Origin of the sequence: Mesorhizobium sp. M0894 (assembly GCF_040319725.1) — a bacterium.
Lineage (GTDB): Bacteria > Pseudomonadota > Alphaproteobacteria > Rhizobiales > Rhizobiaceae > Mesorhizobium.
Genome location: NZ_JAMYOG010000020.1, coordinates 46,537 through 64,368 on the forward strand (window position 1 = coordinate 46,537; position 17,832 = coordinate 64,368).

Annotated in this window: 17 protein-coding genes; 8 read left to right on the forward strand and 9 right to left on the reverse strand. The window is 65.2% G+C overall.

Annotation, left to right across the window (positions count from 1 at the left end; genetic code table 11):
- Positions 1-112: 112 nt before the first annotated feature.
- Both NKH91_RS27560 and NKH91_RS27565 read left to right on the forward strand, forming a co-directional pair.
- A complete protein-coding gene (locus NKH91_RS27560) occupies positions 113-2,140 on the forward strand; it encodes a hydantoinase/oxoprolinase family protein (protein ID WP_023718895.1) in 2,028 nt (675 codons plus the stop codon).
- A gap of 290 nt (positions 2,141-2,430) precedes the next feature.
- A complete protein-coding gene (locus NKH91_RS27565) occupies positions 2,431-4,602 on the forward strand; it encodes a malate synthase G (RefSeq protein WP_352848312.1) in 2,172 nt (723 codons plus the stop codon).
- A gap of 201 nt (positions 4,603-4,803) precedes the next feature.
- On the opposite strand, the gene NKH91_RS27570 is transcribed toward NKH91_RS27565, so the two are convergent.
- From NKH91_RS27570 to NKH91_RS27595, 6 genes are all read right to left on the reverse strand, one after another.
- Positions 4,804-5,112, reverse strand: coding sequence for a GNAT family N-acetyltransferase (locus NKH91_RS27570; protein WP_352481514.1), 309 nt, complete (start codon positions 5,110-5,112; stop codon positions 4,804-4,806).
- Positions 4,995-5,411, reverse strand: a complete 417-nt coding sequence (locus tag NKH91_RS27575; RefSeq protein ID WP_352481522.1) for a hypothetical protein — start codon at positions 5,409-5,411, stop codon at positions 4,995-4,997. The genes NKH91_RS27570 and NKH91_RS27575 overlap by 118 nt, the downstream gene beginning before the upstream one ends.
- On the reverse strand, positions 5,411-6,943 hold the full coding sequence (locus tag NKH91_RS27580; protein WP_352789071.1) for a YifB family Mg chelatase-like AAA ATPase: 1,533 nt from the start codon (positions 6,941-6,943) through the stop codon (positions 5,411-5,413). Before NKH91_RS27580 ends, NKH91_RS27575 begins: the two co-directional genes overlap by 1 nt.
- Positions 6,944-7,103: 160 nt before the next feature.
- Positions 7,104-8,045: a glutathione synthase gene (gshB, locus tag NKH91_RS27585; protein ID WP_352640352.1), complete on the reverse strand. Its 942-nt coding sequence runs from the start codon at positions 8,043-8,045 to the stop codon at positions 7,104-7,106.
- Positions 8,046-8,261: 216 nt separating this feature from the next.
- Positions 8,262-8,636 carry a GtrA family protein gene (locus tag NKH91_RS27590; RefSeq protein WP_352640351.1) on the reverse strand — a complete coding sequence of 125 codons (375 nt, stop codon included), beginning with the start codon at positions 8,634-8,636 and terminating at the stop codon, positions 8,262-8,264.
- Between the two features lie 7 nt (positions 8,637-8,643).
- On the reverse strand, positions 8,644-9,651 hold the full coding sequence (locus NKH91_RS27595; RefSeq protein WP_352848314.1) for a glycosyltransferase: 1,008 nt from the start codon (positions 9,649-9,651) through the stop codon (positions 8,644-8,646).
- Positions 9,652-9,781: 130 nt separating this feature from the next.
- Here NKH91_RS27595 and NKH91_RS27600 point away from each other — a divergent pair, with 130 nt between their 5' ends.
- The 6 genes from NKH91_RS27600 (at position 9,782) to NKH91_RS27625 (ending at position 16,165) form a co-directional block, all read left to right on the forward strand.
- Positions 9,782-11,581 carry a GtrA family protein gene (locus NKH91_RS27600; protein ID WP_352848317.1) on the forward strand — a complete coding sequence of 600 codons (1,800 nt, stop codon included), beginning with the start codon at positions 9,782-9,784 and terminating at the stop codon, positions 11,579-11,581.
- 132 nt (positions 11,582-11,713) lie between these two features.
- A complete protein-coding gene (locus tag NKH91_RS27605) occupies positions 11,714-12,481 on the forward strand; it encodes an SDR family NAD(P)-dependent oxidoreductase (RefSeq protein ID WP_352848319.1) in 768 nt (255 codons plus the stop codon).
- Positions 12,481-13,431: a 2-dehydro-3-deoxygalactonokinase gene (locus tag NKH91_RS27610; protein WP_031193988.1), complete on the forward strand. Its 951-nt coding sequence runs from the start codon at positions 12,481-12,483 to the stop codon at positions 13,429-13,431. Before NKH91_RS27605 ends, NKH91_RS27610 begins: the two co-directional genes overlap by 1 nt.
- On the forward strand, positions 13,428-14,066 hold the full coding sequence (locus NKH91_RS27615; protein ID WP_023718905.1) for a 2-dehydro-3-deoxy-6-phosphogalactonate aldolase: 639 nt from the start codon (positions 13,428-13,430) through the stop codon (positions 14,064-14,066). The genes NKH91_RS27610 and NKH91_RS27615 overlap by 4 nt, the downstream gene beginning before the upstream one ends.
- Entirely contained in the window at positions 14,066-14,947 is an 882-nt protein-coding gene (locus NKH91_RS27620) for an SMP-30/gluconolactonase/LRE family protein (RefSeq protein WP_352481401.1), read from the forward strand. Before NKH91_RS27615 ends, NKH91_RS27620 begins: the two co-directional genes overlap by 1 nt.
- Positions 14,948-15,106: 159 nt before the next feature.
- Complete coding sequence (locus tag NKH91_RS27625) at positions 15,107-16,165, forward strand: D-alanine--D-alanine ligase family protein (protein ID WP_352593290.1); 1,059 nt, start codon at positions 15,107-15,109, stop codon at positions 16,163-16,165.
- On the opposite strand, the gene NKH91_RS27630 is transcribed toward NKH91_RS27625, so the two are convergent.
- Genes NKH91_RS27630 through NKH91_RS27640 form a run of 3 tightly spaced genes read right to left on the reverse strand, consistent with a single transcriptional unit; the run spans position 16,162 to position 17,779 of the window.
- The gene (locus NKH91_RS27630; RefSeq protein ID WP_023718908.1) at positions 16,162-16,449 is read right to left on the reverse strand and encodes a DUF1330 domain-containing protein; all 288 of its coding nucleotides are present in this window, start codon (positions 16,447-16,449) and stop codon (positions 16,162-16,164) included. The genes NKH91_RS27625 and NKH91_RS27630 overlap by 4 nt on opposite strands.
- Before the next feature lie 23 nt (positions 16,450-16,472).
- Complete coding sequence (pyrF, locus tag NKH91_RS27635) at positions 16,473-17,186, reverse strand: orotidine-5'-phosphate decarboxylase (RefSeq protein WP_023718909.1); 714 nt, start codon at positions 17,184-17,186, stop codon at positions 16,473-16,475.
- Positions 17,183-17,779 (reverse strand): NADPH-dependent FMN reductase, encoded by a 597-nt coding sequence (locus tag NKH91_RS27640; RefSeq protein WP_352885415.1) that lies wholly within the window; start codon positions 17,777-17,779, stop codon positions 17,183-17,185. The genes pyrF and NKH91_RS27640 overlap by 4 nt, the downstream gene beginning before the upstream one ends.
- Positions 17,780-17,832 lie beyond the last annotated feature (53 nt).

Sequence of the window (17,832 nt, forward strand, 5' to 3'; positions counted from 1 at the left end):
CCCGCCGGCATTGGGCGAGCCTGCAGCGTGTTCGCCCGTGGCCCAGCCATCGCGGCTTTATCGATCGGCCGGTATCCGCTAAGGGGCGGAGACGAATTCTCCGGACCCGCCAATGACCGCCAAGCTCAAACCCTCCCCCCTGTTCCTCGGCATAGACACCGGCGGCACCTACACCGACGCGGTGCTGTGGTCGGAGGCCGGCGGCCCCGGCGGAAAAGTTCTGGCCAAGGCCAAGGCGCTAACCACCCGTCACGACCTGGCGGTCGGCATATCGGGCGCGGTCGATGCGGTGCTGCAAAAAGCCGGCACCGACCCGGCGGCGATTAAGCTGGTGTCGATGTCGACGACGCTTGCCACCAATGCGCTGGTCGAGGGCCAGGGCGGCCGCGTAGCACTTGTGATGATCGGTTTTGCCGAGGGCGACCTTGCCCGCGACGGGCTGAAGGCGGCGCTCGGCACCGATCCGGTGGTGTTCTGCCCCGGCGGCCACGATGTCCACGGCAATGCGGCGAGCCTCGATCTGTCCGGGCTGGAGGCAGCTTTGCCGGAATTGGAAAAGTCGGTGTCCGGCTTTGCCGTCTGCGCCTATTTTGCTACCCGCAACCCGGCGCACGAGCTTGCCGCCCGCGACCTGATCCGCGACATAACAGGCCTGCCGGTCACCGCCAGCCACGAGCTGTCGGCCAAGCTCGGCGGCCCGCGCCGGGCACTGACGACCTTGCTCAACGCCCGGCTGATCTCGATGATCGACCGGCTGGTCGCGGCAACCGAAGGTTTTTTGGCCGCGCGCAAGATCGCCGCCCCGCTGATGGTGGTGCGCGGCGACGGCGCGCTGGTCTCGGCCGCCTTTGCCCGCCAGCGGCCGATCGAGACGATCCTGTCCGGCCCGGCCGCCAGCCTTGTCGGCGCCCGCCACATGACCGGCCTCGACAATGCCGTGGTCTCCGATATCGGCGGCACCACCACCGACGTCGCGGTGTTGGACAAGGGCCGGCCGCGGCTCGATCCGGAAGGCGCCACCGTCGGCGGCTTCCGCACCATGGTCGAGGCCGTCGCCATGCGCACTTTTGGCCTCGGCGGCGATTCCGAAGTGGCGCTGGAGGACGGCGCGCTCAACCCGAAGATCCTGCTCGGGCCGCGCCGCCTGGTGCCGCTGGCGCTGGCCGGCATGATGCATGGCGACGCGGTCACATCAGAACTGGAACGCCAGCTGCGCGCACCCAATCCCGGCCGCATGGATGGCCGCCTCGCGGTGCGCACCGGCGTGCCGGAGCGGCTCGCGGCCGGACTGACCGGTGCCGAAGCCAAGCTTTACGAGCTGATCGGTGCCGTGCCGCAGGCTCTCGACAGATTGCTGACTTCGAATGCCCAGAACGCCACCTTGAACCGGCTGGTGTCGCGCGGGCTGGTGCATGTCGCCGGCTTCACGCCGTCGGATGCCGCGCATGTGCTGGGCAGGCAGGCCAATTGGGATCTGGCTGCGGCGCGTCTGGGTGCCGAGCTGTTCGCGCGCAGGCGTGACGGCCGCGGCCAGTTCATCGCCGCCTCGCCGGAGGCGATCTCGGAACGGGTGCTGACCACGCTGACCCGCCTGTCGGCGGAAGTCATCCTCGAGACCGCCTTCGCCGAGGATGGGCTGGATGGCGCGGCGACCGTCGCCCACGCGCTGGTCCAGCGCGCCGTCGACGCCCATCCCGGCATCGCCCGGCTCAGCGTCGCGCTCGACCGTCCGGTCATCGGCCTCGGCGCCTCGGCGCCGTTGCACTATGCCGGCCTGGCCGAGCTGGTCGGCAATGACTGCGTGGTGCCTGAGGATACCGATGTGGCCAATGCGCTCGGCGCCGTCGTCGGCCAGGTCCGGGTTTCGGCCGAGGCGCGGGTCAGCCAGCCCAAGGAAGGGCTGTTCCGTGTCGCCTCAGGCGAAAGCGTGCGCGATTTCAACGACGAGGCGGCGGCGATCGCCGCGGCGGAGAGAGATGTGCGCGCTATTGCCGCCGGGCGGGCGAAGGACGCCGGCACCGACAGCGCCGAGATCGAAATCGCCAGCGAGTTCCGCGTCTCCACCGTCGAGGGCCAGCGCATGTTCATCGAGGCGCATGTCGTGGCGGTCGCGTCGGGCAGGCCAAGGATGGCGGTGTGATTAGCCGATCTCCCCCCTCGAGGGGGAGATGTCCGGCAGGACAGAGGGGGGCGCTGTCCCGCCAACGTCTCAGTCTTTCGCGGTAACACCTCAGACTTGCGGCTGGTCGTAAATGGCAAGGTCGGCGATCCTTCACGCCCCCCTCTGCCCTGCCGGGCATCTCACCCACAAGTGGGGAGATTGGCAGCTCCTGCAACGGCGAAAACGCCCTACCTTCACCTATGCCGAATTGACCCTGCAACCGCGACATGCCAAAGGCCCGGCCTAGCCTTTCGTCTGGAGAAGCCCTGATGACCGATCGCGTCGAGATCGCCGGATTGCGGATTGCCCGCGAGCTTCATGATTTTGTCGTGAACGAGGCGTTGCCGGGCACCGGCATTGAAGCGGAGGCATTCTGGAGCGGTTTTTCGGCGATCGTCCATGATCTCTCGCCAAAAAACCGGGCGCTGCTCGAAAAACGCGATGCCATGCAGGACAAGCTCGACCGCTGGTACCGCGACAATGGCGCGCCCGTCGACATGGAGGCCTACAAGAGCTTCCTCCGCGAGATCGGCTATCTCCTGCCCGAGGGGCCGGCCTTCAGCGTGACGACCGAAAATGTGGACCCGGAAATCGCGCTGGTCGCCGGGCCGCAGTTGGTGGTGCCGGTGATGAATGCGCGTTATGCGCTGAATGCCGCCAATGCGCGCTGGGGCTCACTGTATGATGCGCTCTACGGCACCGACGCCATCCCGGAGACGGACGGCGCCGAGCGAGGCAACAAATTCAATCCGGCGCGCGGCGCCAAGGTCGTCGCCTGGGCGAAAAGCTTCTTCGACGAGGCGGTGCCGCTCACGACAGGCAAATGGGCCGGCGTGAACGGGCTTTCGGTCGCCAACGGCATGTTGCGGCTGGGCGAGGGCGGCGGCGCCACCACGCTTGCCGACCCCAAGCAGTTTGCCGGCTATCGCGGCGATGCCGCCGACCCCGAAGCCGTCTTGCTGGTCAGGAATGGCTTGCACATCGAAATCGCCATCGACCGCAACAACCAGATCGGCCGCACCGATCCGGCCGGCATTGCCGATGTCGTGCTGGAATCGGCGCTGACAACCATCCAGGACTGCGAGGATTCGGTGGCGGCCGTCGATGCCGAGGATAAGGTGCTGGTCTACCGCAACTGGCTCGGCCTGATGAAGGGCGACCTGGCTGAAGAGATCACCAAGGCCGGCAAGAGCTTTGTCCGAAGGCTCAACCCCGACCGCACCTATACCGCGCCCGATGGCGGCACGCTGACCGTGCCCGGCCGCTCGCTGATGCTGGTCAGGAACGTCGGCCACCTCATGACCAATCCGGCGATATCGGACCGCGACGGCAATGAGGTGCCGGAAGGCATCATGGATGCGGCGCTGACGGCGCTGATCGCGCTGCACGATGTTGGCCCCAACGGGCGCCGCGCCAATTCTCGCGCCGGCTCGATGTATATCGTAAAACCCAAGATGCACGGGCCGGAGGAAATTGCCTTTGCCGTCGAGATTTTCGACCGCGTCGAGGCGCTGCTCGGCATGGCGAAAAACACCATCAAGATGGGCATCATGGACGAGGAGCGGCGCACCACCGTCAACCTCAAGGAGGCGATCCGCGCCGCCAGGGACCGCGTCGTCTTCATCAACACCGGCTTCCTCGACCGCACCGGCGACGAGATACATACCTCGATGGAAGCCGGCCCGATGATCCGCAAGGGCGACATGAAGCAGGCCGCCTGGATTGCCGCCTATGAAGCCTGGAACGTCGATACCGGGCTCGAATGCGGGCTGGCCGGCCACGCCCAGATCGGCAAGGGCATGTGGGCGATGCCCGACCTGATGGCGGCGATGCTGGCCGAGAAAATCGCGCACCCTAAGGCCGGCGCCAACACCGCCTGGGTGCCGTCGCCGACGGCGGCAACCCTGCACGCCACGCACTACCACAAGGTCGATGTCCAGGCCGTGCAGAAGGCGCTGAAAAGCCGGCCCAAGGCCAGGCTCGACGACATCTTGTCGGTGCCGGTAGCAAGGCGGCCGAACTGGTCGCCTGAAGACATCCAGAAGGAGCTAGACAACAACGCGCAAGGCATTCTGGGCTACGTCGTGCGCTGGATCGACCAGGGCGTCGGCTGTTCGAAAGTGCCAGATATAAACAACGTCGGCCTGATGGAGGACCGTGCTACGCTGCGCATCTCTTCGCAGCACATCGCCAACTGGCTGTATCACGGCGTCTGCACGCCCGACCAGGTGATGGAAACGATGAAACGCATGGCGGCAATCGTCGACCGCCAAAACCATGGCGATCCGCTCTACCGGCTGATGGCGCCGGACTTCGACAAGTCCATCGCGTTTCTTGCTGCCTGCGACCTCGTCTTCAAGGGCCGCGTCCAGCCCAACGGCTACACCGAGCCGGTCCTTCACGCGCGGCGGCTGGAACTGAAGGCGAAGCAAGGCGCCTGAAGCGAAGGCGCGGGAGCCGGCGTCCCCCTCCCCTTGAGGGCAGGGTGACCCGAAGGGCCGGGAGGGGTCCTGCATGAAGTGCGCCAACGCCCATTCTGACGATGCGCCTCAGGAAGAGGATCATCGGGGCCCAGGTTCGATTTCCAAAAATAGGGCAAGTCGAGGGACGCCGCGTCCTCCACACCGCGGCTGCCTCTAACCTCACGCGGGCGAGATCGAGCACGACATGAAAATATCGGTATGTCTGACCGGCTCCGGGGTTTCACGGAAGGGCGGGCAGGGCCTGAAGCCGAACGACTCATACACGGCAATGGCGTTTTTCATGTAGAACGTCGTGTGGATCAATACCGTCCGGATTCGGCCTTTCCGGATCTCCGCCAGCGCGGCCCCCATCAGCGCCCGGCCGATTCCTTTTCCGCGAAACGACGCGTCGACAAAAAACTTGTGAATCTCCGCCGTATGGTCGTCGAACTGGTCAAGGCGAGGCAGCCCGCCGGTAGGTTCTCCGATCGCGCGATAAACGCCATGGCATCTGGCGCGCCGAACTTCGCTGCCAGCGAACTGCCGCTCCTTTCGGGGTGGAAGATGGTCCTCACGTCCTCCTCCGAGACGCCGTAAGGCTGCACGGCGTCGACATCCCATTGTGCAAGCTTGCGGCAAAGCCCGGCCATGGTCTCGAAGTCTTCGGCACTGCGTGCCGGCGAAACAGAAATCATCCCCGCCTCAGCCCCGGTTAGGTGCATGACCGTAACATATGCGATCATCGGGCGCGAACCCGCAACCGTACTTCCAGCGAGCAGCAGAAGCACTACGCCGCCTGTGCCATCCGCTCCGAGCTCATGCGGTAGGAAATCGCCTCGGCCAGATGGATGCGGCCGACCGTTTCGCTGGCCTCGAGATCGGCCAGCGTCCGCGCCACCTTCAAGACGCGGTGGTAGGCTCTTGCCGAAAAGCCGAGCTTTTCGCTGGCGTCCCTCAGTAGCGACAGGCCGGCGGCATCGGGCATGGCGATCTCCTCGATAACCGACGGTGAGCAATGCGCGTTGGTGGTGGCGGAGGTCGCGCCGAGCCGTTCGAAACGCTCACGCTGGATCGTACGGGCACGGGCGACGCGCAGTGCCACGGCTGCACTCTTCTCCGCCCGGTCCGGCCGGATCAGATCGCTGGCCGAAACCGCCGGTACCTCGATCCTGAGATCGATGCGATCGAGCAGCGGGCCGGAAATGCGCGCCTGGTAGTCGGTGCGGCAGCGGTCGCCGCGCAGGCAGCGATAGCCCGGCTCGCCGGCCATGCCGCAACGGCACGGGTTCATCGCCGCGACAAGCTGGATACGCGCCGGATAGGTGACGCGATGATTGGCGCGCGCGATCATGCAGTCGCCGGTCTCCAGCGGCTGGCGCAGCGCATCGAGCGCCTGCGGCGAGAATTCGGGAAACTCGTCGAGGAACAGCACGCCGTGATGGGCAAGCGAGGCCTCGCCCGGCCGCACGCGCAAGCCGCCGCCGACCATCGCCGCCATCGAGGCCGAATGATGCGGCGCGCGGAACGGCCGCCGGTCGGTGAGCTTTCCTTCGCCGAGTTCGCCGGCCACCGACGCGATCATCGAGACTTCGAGCAATTCCTTCGGCGCAAGCGGCGGCAGGATCGACGGCAGCCGCTGCGCCAGCATCGATTTGCCGGACCCGGGCGGACCGACCATCAGCAGATTGTGGCCGCCGGCTGCCGCCACCTCCAGCGCCCGCTTGGCGGTCTCTTGCCCCTTGATGTCGGCAAGGTCGGGCAGGTCGCGCGCCGAAGCATGGATGCCGGCTTCCGGCCGCGACAGGACCTGCGTGCCGCGAAAATGATTGGCGATGGCGATCAGGCTGCGCGGCGCCAATATGTCGAAATCCTTGCCGGCCCACGCCGCTTCCGGCCCGCAGGCGAACGGGCAGATCAGGCCCTTGCCTTCGGCATTGGCGCCGATCGCCGCCGGCAGCGCGCCGGCCACCGCGGCAATGGTGCCGTCGAGCGATAATTCGCCAAGCACGACATAGCCGGCCAGCATGTCGCCCGGAATGGCGCCGAGTGCCGCCATCAAACCGAGCGCGATCGGCAGATCGTAATGGCTGCCCTCCTTGGGCAGATCGGCAGGCGCCAGATTGACGGTGACCTTCTTCGACGGCATCGACAGGCCGGATGCATGCAGCGCCGCCTGCACCCGCTCGCGGCTTTCGGCTACAGCCTTGTCGGCCAGGCCGACGATGTGCATGTTGACCTTGCCCGGCGCGATCATCACCTGCACGTCGACCGGCACGGCCTCGATGCCTTGGAAAGCAACCGTGCGAACCCGCGCCACCATGTCTTCACCCCGGCTGCAGGCTTGCCCCAAGCCCTTGCGATCATGCCGCGAACGGCGTCACCGGAGACAACCACAGATTTCCGGCGAAGGCAAGAACATTTGGGGAACGGCTGAACGCAGCGGCTCCAATGGGTTGCAACGCGGCCGCTCCGAAGCGAGACTAGTTACGCTTGCCCTCCACCGCATCCCAGAACAGGCTGGCGATGTCGGCGCCGCCGAAGCGCTTCACTTCGCGTATGCCGGTCGGTGAGGTCACGTTGATCTCGGTCATGTAGTCGCCGATGACGTCGATGCCGACGAGGATGAAGCCGCGCTCCCTCAGCCACGGGCCGATGCGGGCACAGATCTCGCGTTCGCGCTCTGTCAGCTCGGTCTTTTCGGCGCGGCCGCCGACATGCATGTTGGAGCGCGAATCGTGCTCGGCCGGCACGCGGTTGATGGCGCCGACCGGCTCGCCGTCGATCAGGATGATGCGTTTGTCGCCGGCGCGCACCTCCTTGAGGTAGCGCTGCACGATGTAGGGTTCGCGGAACATCTGGCCGAACATTTCGAGCAGCGAGGCGAGGTTGCGGTCGGCCTCGTGCAGGTGGAAGATGCCGGCGCCGCCATTGCCGTAGAGCGGCTTGACGATGATGTCGCCAAACTCCTTGCGGAAGGCGGCGACTTCGAGCGGATCCTTGGTGATCAGCGTGTCCGGCATCAGGTCGGGAAATTCGGTGACGAAGATCTTTTCCGGGCTGTTGCGCACCCAGGCCGGGTCGTTGACCACCAGCGTCTTCGGATGGATGCGCTCGAGGATATGCGTGGTGGTGATGTAGTTCATGTCGAAGGGCGGATCCTGCCGCAAAAGGATGACGTCCATCTCCGAAAGATCGGTACGGATTTCTTCGCCCAGTGAATAATGGCTGCCCTTCTCGTCGCGGACCTGCATCGCCTCGATGCGGGCAAACACCTTGCCGTCGCGCAGCGACAGCCGGTCGGGCGTGTAGTGGAACAGCTGGTGGCCGCGCCGCTGCGCTTCCAGCGACAGCGCAAACGACGTGTCGCCGGCAATCGACACGGTGGAGATGTGGTCCATCTGGACGGCGACTTTCAGGGGCATGGCAGCTCTCCGGCGCACTTGCAGCGATCCACTTGGATGCACAAAGTACGCTCCAACACTTTTGAATCCATGCATCGTGCTGTCCGAAAATCGATTCCGATTTTCGCGCCGATGCATCGACGACAGCGATATAAGGAAATCGGCGGCTTCTGCCAATCGGCCAAGGTCATGATGAGGCTGCGCTTCGTTTGGCGCAGATCCCAATGCGATGTGCCGTCAGCGATCGAAGACCAGCTTGGAATAGCCGAGGAAGGACAGCGCCATGGCAATCAGCGAGGCGACCGCAAGGGCGATGAGCGGCGACACCGTCGGCAGCGCGAACAGGATGGCGCAATAGACGAGATAATTGACGACGCTGGTGGCAATGCCGACGCCGCCATAGCGTGCGCCCTCTTGCGCGATGCCGCGGCTGGAAGGCGAAAACGTCAGATGGCGGTTGATCAACCAGGTGACGGACAGGGCAAAACCGATCGAAATGATGCGAGCCGCGAATGGTCCGAGCGGCGCTATCGTCAGCACCAGCCAAAGCGCCGCCGCATCGGCGACGAAGCCGACGCCGCCGGCGAAAATGAAGCGGGCGAGGCGTCCCATTCAGGCTCTAGGCCGCGCGCGGGGTCTTGCCCGGTCCGGCCTTCAAAGTCGCGAGGGCGCTTGCACGGTCACGTTCGACGCGACCGGAAGGCATCGACAGATAGAAGATGCGCTTCTGCTCGGCCCGGCCGCGCGACACCGAATCGAGGATTACCCCGGTCACCGCCGCCAGCATCGACAGCAGCAGCAGCCCGACCGACAGCACCCAGGTCGGCATGCGCGGCACAAGCCCGGTTTCGGCGAACTCGATCAGCACCGGCGCCATCAGGAACAGGCTCGATGCCAGGAAGAACACCGAAAAAGCGCCGAAGAAACGCAGCGGCTGTGTCTCCTTCATCAGCATGGCGAACATCCACAGGATCTTCGCGCCGTCGCGAAAGGTCGACAGCTTCGACGAGGAGCCTTCCGGCCGGCGGCCATAGTCGAGCCCGATCTCGCTCACCGGCAATTTGAGCTGCGAGGCGTGCACCGACATTTCGGTCTCGATCTCGAAACCGCCGGAAACGGCGGGAAAGCTCTTGACGAAGCGCCTGGTGAAGGCGCGGTACCCCGAGAAGATATCGGTAAAGTCCGAGCCGAACAGCCGCTTGTAGAGGCTGTTGAAGATGCGGTTGCCGAAGGCATGGCCAGTCCTGCCGGCATCGTCGGCGACGCCGCGCCTGGTGCCCACCACCATGTCGGAGCGCTCGGTCAGCAGCGTGTTGATCAGTTGCGGCGCGTCCTCCGGCGCATAGGTGCCGTCGCCGTCGGCCATCAGATAGATGTCGGCCTCGATGTCGGCGAACATGCGGCGCACGACATTGCCTTTGCCCTGGCGCGGCTCGCGCACCACGATGGCGCCGGCGGCGCGGGCTCGGAGCGCCGTCAGATCGCGCGAATTGTTGTCGTAGACATATATCGCGGCGGCAGGCAGCGTCTCGCGAAAGCGCCGCACCACTTCGCCGATCGTCAGCTCCTCATTGTAGCAAGGCAGGAGCACGGCGATGCTCGGCTCATGGCGCACTTCTTGTGGCATTTTCGTCTCCGGATGCCCTGTGAGGTCCCTGACCGCTCAAACGCCGGCCTCGCTCGGGGCGGCTTTACTATTTATTGAAGCTGTTAAGGCTAGGTTTAAACCGCCCCGTATTCCTTCCAAAGGTCCTGATATGAGCACAGCCGACGATGGCGCCTCCATTTGGAGGTCCGATATCGCGCTGGCGCTGCTTGCCACGCTGCTGGCGCTTGCCGTCAATGCCTTTGCCGGTTTCCCGGAACTGACCAATGCCGGCGGCGACAACGACAATCTGCTGCGCCTTGTCGAAGTTCGCGACATGCTGGCCGGCCAAAGCTGGTTCGATCTGCACCAGTACAGGATGGGCCTGGAAGGCGGCTTCGTCATGCACTGGTCGCGGCTGGTCGATGCGCCGATCGCCGCCATCACGGCCGTGTCGGCCCTGACCGGGAGCACGGTCTTTGCCGAGAATTTTGCGCAAGTGCTGTGGCCGGCGCTGCTCTTTTGCCTGACCGTGTTTTTCACCGCTCGCACCGCGCGCAGCTTTGCTGGTGACGGCGCCGTGCTGCCCGCTGTCGCCGTCGGCGCCGCCGCACTGCACTTCCTCGGCATTTTTTCGCCTGGCGCGCTCGATCACCACAATGTCCAGCTGATGCTGAGCATGGCCAGCCTGAGCCTTCTGCTTGAAGCGCCGTTGCGCAGGCCGGCGGCACTACTCTCCGGCCTGTGCGCCGGATTGATGCTGGCCGTCGGCATGGAAACCGCGCCTTATGTCGCCACCATCGGCGCCTCTGTCGCCACGCTGTTTGCCCTCGACGCCGATGGCGAGAGGCCGATTGCCAGGGATTTCGGCCTCGGCTTTGCCGGCGTGTCCGCTCTCGTCTTTGTCGCCACCATCGCACCGTCCGCCTGGGGTCAGGCGCAATGCGACGCCTTCTCGACCGTGCAGTTCGTCGTCGCAGCGATTGCCGGAACCGGCCTTGCGGCGATAGCGTCGGTCGAGCCCGCTGGCCGCACGCGCCAACGGCGCATCGCCTCGCTTGGCCTGCTTGCCCTGATATTGGCCGCAGTCGTCGTCTTTTTGTTCCCGCAATGCCTGGCAGCGCCCTATGCCAACCTCGATCCGCGCCTCAAGGAGCTATGGCTTGATCACATCGACGAGGCGCAATCGCTGTTCAAGCTTCTCGCTGAAGATCCGGCCGGGGTGGTGGCGCGCTATGCTACGCCGCTCATCGCGCTCGTGCTGATGGCGCTTCGCCTTGGCCGTGGCGGCTGGCGGCGGCAGGACAGCCTTGTCGGCACGCTGCTTGTCGTGGCCTTCATCGTCAGTGCCTGGCAGGTGCGCGGTTCGACATTCTCGATCGCCTTCGCCGTCATCCCGCTTGCTGCCTGGATTGCCAAATGGCGTCAACGGGCCGAGGCCAGCCCGTCGCGCGGCGTGGCGCTGCGCATGGCCGCCGTCTGGCTGGTTTCGGTGAATGCCGTCTGGACTGGGGCTGCCGCGGCGACCTCGGTCGCCTTCGAGGACAGCAATACCGCCGCCGATAATGGCGACGGCGCCGATGTCGCTTGCCAGCGCATGGCCTCCTTTGCGGCGCTTGGCCGCCTGCCCGGCACCACGGTGCTGGCAATTTCCAATCTCGGATCGCCGATCCTGGCCTATTCCGGACACCGCGTCTTCGCCGGGCCTTATCATCGCAACGTCGCCGGCAACCTGCTGGCGCTCGATGCCTTCCTTGGGTCCGATGCCGATGCCAGGACAATCCTGGCGGATCATCACGTCGGCCTCGTCGCATTGTGCCCCGGCAGCCCCGAAAGCAAGCTCCTCGCCGCCAAGGCGCCGGCAGGTTTTCTCGCCGGGTTGATGCGCGGCAGCGTACCGGAATGGCTTGAGCCGGTTGCCAGGACCAGCGGAGCCGCCGTCGAATTGTACCACGTCCGGCTGGGCGGCTGATCGATCGGGGGCGCGTGCGGCCTTTTGTCGGACATAAGTCCCGACTATCCACTCTTTCGCCCTTGCCCGCCCGACATGGCTGGATAGGATGCGCGCCGGTCAGACCGAGATCGTTGGACCGGGAGAGAATTCATGATGCCATCGGCACGCTTTGCCGACCTCGAAGGCGCTTCGGTGCTGATCACCGGTGGCGGCTCCGGCATTGGAGCCGCCTTGACCGAGGGATTTATCCGCCAGGGGGCAAAGGTCGCCTTTATCGATATCGCCGACCGTCCGAGCCTGGCGCTGGCCGATCGGTTAGACAAGGAGCTCGGCCGGCGGCCGCTCTATCTCAAGACCGATATACGCGATATCGAGGCATTGCGGTTATCAGTTGCCAAAGCCGCCGAGGCGCATGGCGACGTGACCGTGCTGGTCAACAATGCCGCGCAGGATGACCGTCATGCCGTCGAAGACGTCACGGTCGAGTTCTGGGACAACAATCATGCCATCAACCTGCGCCCGCATTTCTTCAGCGCACAGGCGGTGGCGCCGGGCATGAAGCGGGCCGGTGGCGGCTCGATCATCAATTTCACCTCGACCTCGTTTCTCATCAACCATCCCGATATGCCGGCCTATACCGCCGCCAAGGCCGGCATCGTCGGCCTCACCAAGGGTCTTGCCGGCAAGCTCGGCGTCGACGGCATTCGCGTCAACGCAATCGCGCCCGGCTGGGTGATCACCGAGCGACAGAGAAAGCTCTGGGTCACCGAACAGGCGCTCGCCGCCCACGTCGCCAAGCAGTGCATCAAAGAGGTGATGCAGCCGGAAGACGTTGTCGGCACCGTGCTGTTCCTGGCGTCGGATGCTTCACGCATGCTGACCGCGCAGATGCTGATCGTCGACGGGGGGTTCCTGTGATCTCATCGAGCAAGGCCCCTTCTGTCGCGGCCGTCGACTGGGGCACCACCCGGATGAGGGTGTGGCTGCTCGACGGCGCCGGCAAGGTTCTCGCCGAGCGGCGCGGCGATGACGGGCTGATCACCGCCCAGGCTAAAGGATTTTCGTCCGTTCTCGAAGGGCATCTGGCTGCCATGGGTGCCCCCGAGGCGCTGCCGGTCATCATTTGCGGGATGGCCGGTTCGCGTCAGGGCTGGCTGGAGGCGCCCTATGTCAGCGTGCCGGCGCCGATCGGCGCTATCCTCGCCGGCGCTGCCCGCATCCCCGGCCAGCGCCGCGACATCCGCATCGTGCCCGGCCTTGCCCAACGCCTTGCCGATGCACCTGACGTCATGCGCGGCGAGGAAACGCAGCTTGCCGGCGCCGGTTTGCCGGCACAGGGACGCCACCTCGTCTGCATGCCCGGCACCCATTCGAAATGGGTGCTGGTCGAGGACGGTTCCATTGCCGGCTTCGGCACCTGGCCGACCGGCGAGCTGTTTTCGGTGCTGGCTGCGCACTCGATCCTGCGCCATTCGCTGGGCGAGCCGCCGCAGCCGGTTGCCGCCGAAAGTCCGTTTTTCCGGGACTGGTGCCTGAAGGCGTTGGCCGAGGGCGGTGACATCGTTTCAAGACTGTTCTCGATCCGCGCCGCCAGCCTGTTGCAGGACCTGAAGCCCGAAGATGCCGCAGCCTCTCTGTCCGGCCTGCTGATCGGCGGCGAGATCGCTTCGGCAAATAGCCGCTATGGGGCAAGCGCCGTGCCCGTCGTGCTGATCGCATCGGGCGCACTCGGCAGGCTCTATGCCGAGGCGCTCGGCCTTGCCGGGCTCGCTTTCAGGGCGGTCGACGCCGATGAGGCGGTGCGTGCCGGCCTTGCCGAAGCCGCGCGCGAAAATGGCATGATCGCCAAAAATGGAGTTGCCGCATGACCGAAACCGCACCTTTTCCAAAGCTCAAGCGGGGTCTGGTCGCGATCCTGCGTGGCCTCAAGCCAAGCGAGGCGGTGGCGATCGGCCAGGCGATCTTCGGCGCCGGCATCGAAGCAATCGAGGTGCCGCTCAACTCGCCCGAGCCTTTTGTTTCCATCGCCAGTATTGTCGAAGCGCTTCCTCCGACGGCGCTGGTCGGCGCCGGCACGGTGCTCACCGCCGCCGATGTCGACGGTCTGCACAAGGCCGGCGGGCGGCTGCTGGTCAGCCCCAATATCGATGCCGAGGTCATGGGCCGTGCCATGCAGTACGGCATGGTGACGATGCCCGGCGTGTTCACGCCGACCGAGGCATTTCAAGCAATCCGGCTCGGCGCCTCGGCATTGAAATTCTTCCCGGCGAGCGTGCTTGGCGCGGCGGGCATTTCGGCGATGCGCGCGGTGCTGCCAGCCAGTGTGCTGGTCGGCGCCGTCGGCGGCGTTTCGGACAAGGACTTTGCCGGCTACAAAGCGGCCGGCGTCACCGTCTTCGGTCTTGGCTCCAGCCTGTTCAAGCCGGGCATGAGCATCGACGAAGTGGCAGCACGGGCGAAGGCTGCGGTCGTGGCCTGGGACGCGGCGTTTGGAGCGGCATGATGAGCGAGACCATTGTTTCGGTTTTTTCCGACCATGTCTGCCAACTCGGCGAGGGGCCAAGCTATGACCCTGCCACGGACACGCTCTATTGGTTCGACATCGTCAACGGCCAGCTCCTGGAACAGCGCTTGTCCGGCGGTGCGGTCAAAATCCACGAGCTCGGTCAGATGGCCAGCGCCATCGCCATCGTCGACGACCAACGCCAGCTGATCGCCACCGAGACCGGCCTGCATGTCCGCGATGTCGCGACCGGCAAGCTGACGCTGCACACGCCGATCGAGGCCGATAATACGGTCACCCGCTCGAACGATTCCCGCGTTCACCCTTGCGGCGCCCTCTGGGTCGGCACCATGGGTAAGGGCGAGGAGAAGGCCGCCGGTTCTATCTACTGGTTCTTCAAGGGCGAGCTGCGCCGGCTCTATGCGGATCTCACGGTGCCCAATTCGATCTGCTTTTCCGAAGATGGGACCATCGCCCATTATACCGACACCAGCACCGGGCTGTTGATGCGCGTCGGCTGCGATCCTGCGACCGGCCTGCCGGTTGGCGAACCGAAGGTCTTCGTCGATCACCGTTCGGCCAAGGGCTATATCGATGGTTCGGTGCTCGACCGCGACGGCATATTGTGGAACGCTTGCTGGGGCGGCAGCGTCGTCGAAGCCTATGGACCCGACGGCAAGCTTGTCCGTTCGGTGGCGATGCCGGCGACGCAGCCGTCCTGTCCGGCTTTTGTCGGCAGGAATGCCGACCGGATCGCGGTCACCTCCGCCTGGTCCGGCAAGAGCGAGAAGCAGCGCCTGCTCGACCCCCAAGCCGGCATGACGTTTATGCTCGACATTCCAGTCAATGGTCGCTTCGAGCCGCGCGTGCTGATTGGCTAGACCATGGTCCCGAACCTTTGGTTCGGAAAAGATCATGGTCAAACAAGAAGATGGTGCGCTTGCTGTCGTGCAGGCGTCCGATCAACGTCGGTTCCGCGCAAGCCGAATGCGTTCCCCGTGCGATGGTAGGCAATCGTGCTGCCAGGAGCCGTTCCACCCATGTCAAGCCGCAAGCCGAAGCTGATCCTTGTCTACGAGCCGGAAAAGGCCTGCTTCGATCGGCTGGTCGCCGATAACCACGTGCCGGAGCGTGCCGTCGAAATCGCCTCCTATCTGGCGCAATCGACCGACATCGCTGCTGAATTCGACGCACTTGCCGCCGCTTGCCAGAAGCGCGGCTTGTCGTTTGCGCCGGTGACACTCGACGACGCCGCAAGCGTTCTCGCCGGCGAGGACCCGAAGACCACGCTCGTCTGGACACTGACCGACGGCATCGCCTATTTCCGCGGCGGCGCGGCACCAGCTCTGGCACGGCTGAACGGCCTGAAGGCGATCGGCGCCGACGATGCGCTTTTTGCGCTCTGTCAGGATAAGTTCCGTTCCGGCGCCGTGCTCGGCGCGCTTGGCTTGCCGGTGCCGCGGGCGGGCCTTGCCCGTGACGGAGCCTGGCTGGTCGCGCCGCCGGACTCGCCCGCCGGCTGGTTCGTCAAGCCGAACCGGCTCGGCGCCAAGATCGGCATCTGGCCGGATTCGCGCTGCCACGATCTCGGCCACGCGCTGGAGCTTAGCCGGCGCGTCTTCGCCGCCTATCGCGACGATGTCGTGGTCCAGCCCTATGTCGCCGGCCGCAACGCGCGCGCCAGTTTTCTCGGATTGAAGCCGGATACCGGCGCCGAGGCGATCGGCATCGCCCTTGTCGATTCGGGCAGCGATTTCCAGACCATGCAGGACAGCCTGGCGCTTTACGGCGATACCGGTGTAGCGGCGAAAGCCGCGGGAAATTACGCTGAGCCGTTGCTGCTTCCCGTTGGCGCCAGCCAGCCTCGAGCCGATGCAAGAATTCGTCGCATCGCCGAAAGCCTGATGGTCGGGCTTGGCCTGCGGGATGTGTTTTCCATCGACTTCCGGGTCGAAGCCGACGACAGCGTGCACCTCATCGAGTTCGAGGTCTGCCCCGGCCTGCCCTGCTTCGATTTCCGCGATTACTGTCGCCAGCAATGGGGCCTGAGCCTCGCCAATGCGATGGCCGAGACCGCGATGAACCGACTTCGCGCCTAAATCCCCTCGACCAGCACGATTTCACCATCAGCCACCTTCTGGCGGATCGCGACCGCGCGCTGGTATTCGGGCGAGTGGTAGCAGTCATGCGCCGCCGCAAGCGACGGAAACTCGATGATCACATTGCGGTCGCGGCCCGGCCCCTCGGCCTTCTCATGCGCGCCGCCGCGCGCCAGGAACTTGGCGCCGAAGCGGTCGAAGGCCAGCTTGGCGGCTGCGACATAGTCCTTGTAGCCTTCCGCATCGCGCACGTCGACGCGAGCGATCCAGTATCCCTTGGGCATCGGTTTCTCCTGGTTTTTGGTCCTTATGCCGAGCGCATTTCATCGAGGATGGCTTCAGCTGCCGCCCGCCGGTCGGCCGCGCCGACGATCGGCCGGCCGACCACGAGGTGGCTGGAGCCGTTGCGGATCGCCTGCGCCGGCGTCACCACCCGCTTCTGGTCGCCATGGTCGCTGCCCGTGGGCCGGATCCCCGGCGTCACGACGGCCAGGTCGGGGCCGACGATGCGGCGCACCGCCTCCGCTTCCTCGGCCGAGCAGACGATGCCGCCCATGCCGGCATGTAGCGCCTGCTCGGAGCGCCTCAGCACCAGCGTATGCGGATCATATTCATAGCCGGCGTCGATCACGTCCTGCTCGTCCATCGAGGTCAGCACGGTGACCCCGAGCAGGCAAAGGTCGCTGCCCTTCGCAGCCTCGACCGCCGCCTTCATCGTCTTCGGATAGGCATGGATGGTCAGCATGCTCATGCCCATCCTGACGATGTTGTCGACCCCCTTGGCCACCGTGTTATCGATGTCGAGCAGCTTCATGTCGAGAAAGATCCTGGTGCCGCCGCTGGCCAGCTCGCGGGCGAAGTCGAGCCCGCCGGCAAAGGCGAGCTGGTAACCGATCTTGTAGAAGGAGACGATCCCGTCGAGCTCGCGCACCGCTTTCTCGGCTTCCTTCAGCGTCGGCAGGTCGAGGCCGACGATCAGCCTTTCCTGCATCGTGTCGGCATGCGCGGCGTCCGGGATCATGCCTCGATCCGCGTCGACAGCATGCGCGAGGTTTCGATCAGCGTTCGGCATAGGTGCTCCATCGATTGGCGTAGTCTCTCGTCCCTGAAGTTGCCCTCGTCGTCGAAGGCGTTGCCGCCCTCCGGCACCGAGCATTCCGGTGTCACCACCTCCATCCGGCAGCGCACCAGAACGGCGCGCAGATGGTTGATGCAGCGTATCCCGCCGAAGGGTCCGTTGGAAGACGAGCAGAGGCCGGCAACCTTGCCGGCAAGCGGCCTGAACGTCCGGCCGCCATCCTTGCGCAGCTGGCTTACCCAGTCGATGGTGTTCTTGAGCAGCGGTGGAATGGAGCCGTTATATTCGGGCGTCGCGATCAGCAGCCCGTCATGGGCGGCGATCATCCGGCCGAGCTTGACGGCGTTTTCGGGAATGCCTTCTTCCTTTTCCAGATCCTGGTCGAGGATCGGCAACGGATAGTCGGCGAGCGAGATGCGGGTCACCTCCGCGCCCTGCATGGCAAGTTCCTTCTGCGCAACGTCGGCGGTCCTGGCGCTATAGGCGCCGCTGCGCACCGAACCGGCGACGACGAGAATTTTCGGGATCATAGCCATGGGGTCTGCCTTGTCACCCGATGGGTATAAGACAAGTGCTATTCAAACCCAAC

Bases quoted from the DNA above. Each gene is read 5' to 3' on its own strand.
- NKH91_RS27565 (WP_352848312.1), top strand. From the start codon at position 2,431: ATGACCGATCGCGTCGAGATCGCCGGATTGCGGATTGCCCGCGAGCTT.
- NKH91_RS27630 (WP_023718908.1), bottom strand. From the start codon at position 16,449: ATGCCCAAGGGATACTGGATCGCTCGCGTCGACGTGCGCGATGCGGAA.
- gshB (WP_352640352.1), bottom strand. From the start codon at position 8,045: ATGCCCCTGAAAGTCGCCGTCCAGATGGACCACATCTCCACCGTGTCG.
- NKH91_RS27560 (WP_023718895.1), top strand. From the start codon at position 113: ATGACCGCCAAGCTCAAACCCTCCCCCCTGTTCCTCGGCATAGACACC.
- NKH91_RS27640 (WP_352885415.1), bottom strand. From the start codon at position 17,779: ATGGCTATGATCCCGAAAATTCTCGTCGTCGCCGGTTCGGTGCGCAGC.
- NKH91_RS27615 (WP_023718905.1), top strand. From the start codon at position 13,428: ATGACCGAAACCGCACCTTTTCCAAAGCTCAAGCGGGGTCTGGTCGCG.
- NKH91_RS27625 (WP_352593290.1), top strand. From the start codon at position 15,107: ATGTCAAGCCGCAAGCCGAAGCTGATCCTTGTCTACGAGCCGGAAAAG.
- NKH91_RS27620 (WP_352481401.1), top strand. From the start codon at position 14,066: ATGAGCGAGACCATTGTTTCGGTTTTTTCCGACCATGTCTGCCAACTC.
- NKH91_RS27595 (WP_352848314.1), bottom strand. From the start codon at position 9,651: ATGCCACAAGAAGTGCGCCATGAGCCGAGCATCGCCGTGCTCCTGCCT.
- NKH91_RS27590 (WP_352640351.1), bottom strand. From the start codon at position 8,636: ATGGGACGCCTCGCCCGCTTCATTTTCGCCGGCGGCGTCGGCTTCGTC.
- NKH91_RS27580 (WP_352789071.1), bottom strand. From the start codon at position 6,943: ATGGTGGCGCGGGTTCGCACGGTTGCTTTCCAAGGCATCGAGGCCGTG.
- NKH91_RS27605 (WP_352848319.1), top strand. From the start codon at position 11,714: ATGATGCCATCGGCACGCTTTGCCGACCTCGAAGGCGCTTCGGTGCTG.
- pyrF (WP_023718909.1), bottom strand. From the start codon at position 17,186: ATGATCCCGGACGCCGCGCATGCCGACACGATGCAGGAAAGGCTGATC.
- NKH91_RS27600 (WP_352848317.1), top strand. From the start codon at position 9,782: ATGAGCACAGCCGACGATGGCGCCTCCATTTGGAGGTCCGATATCGCG.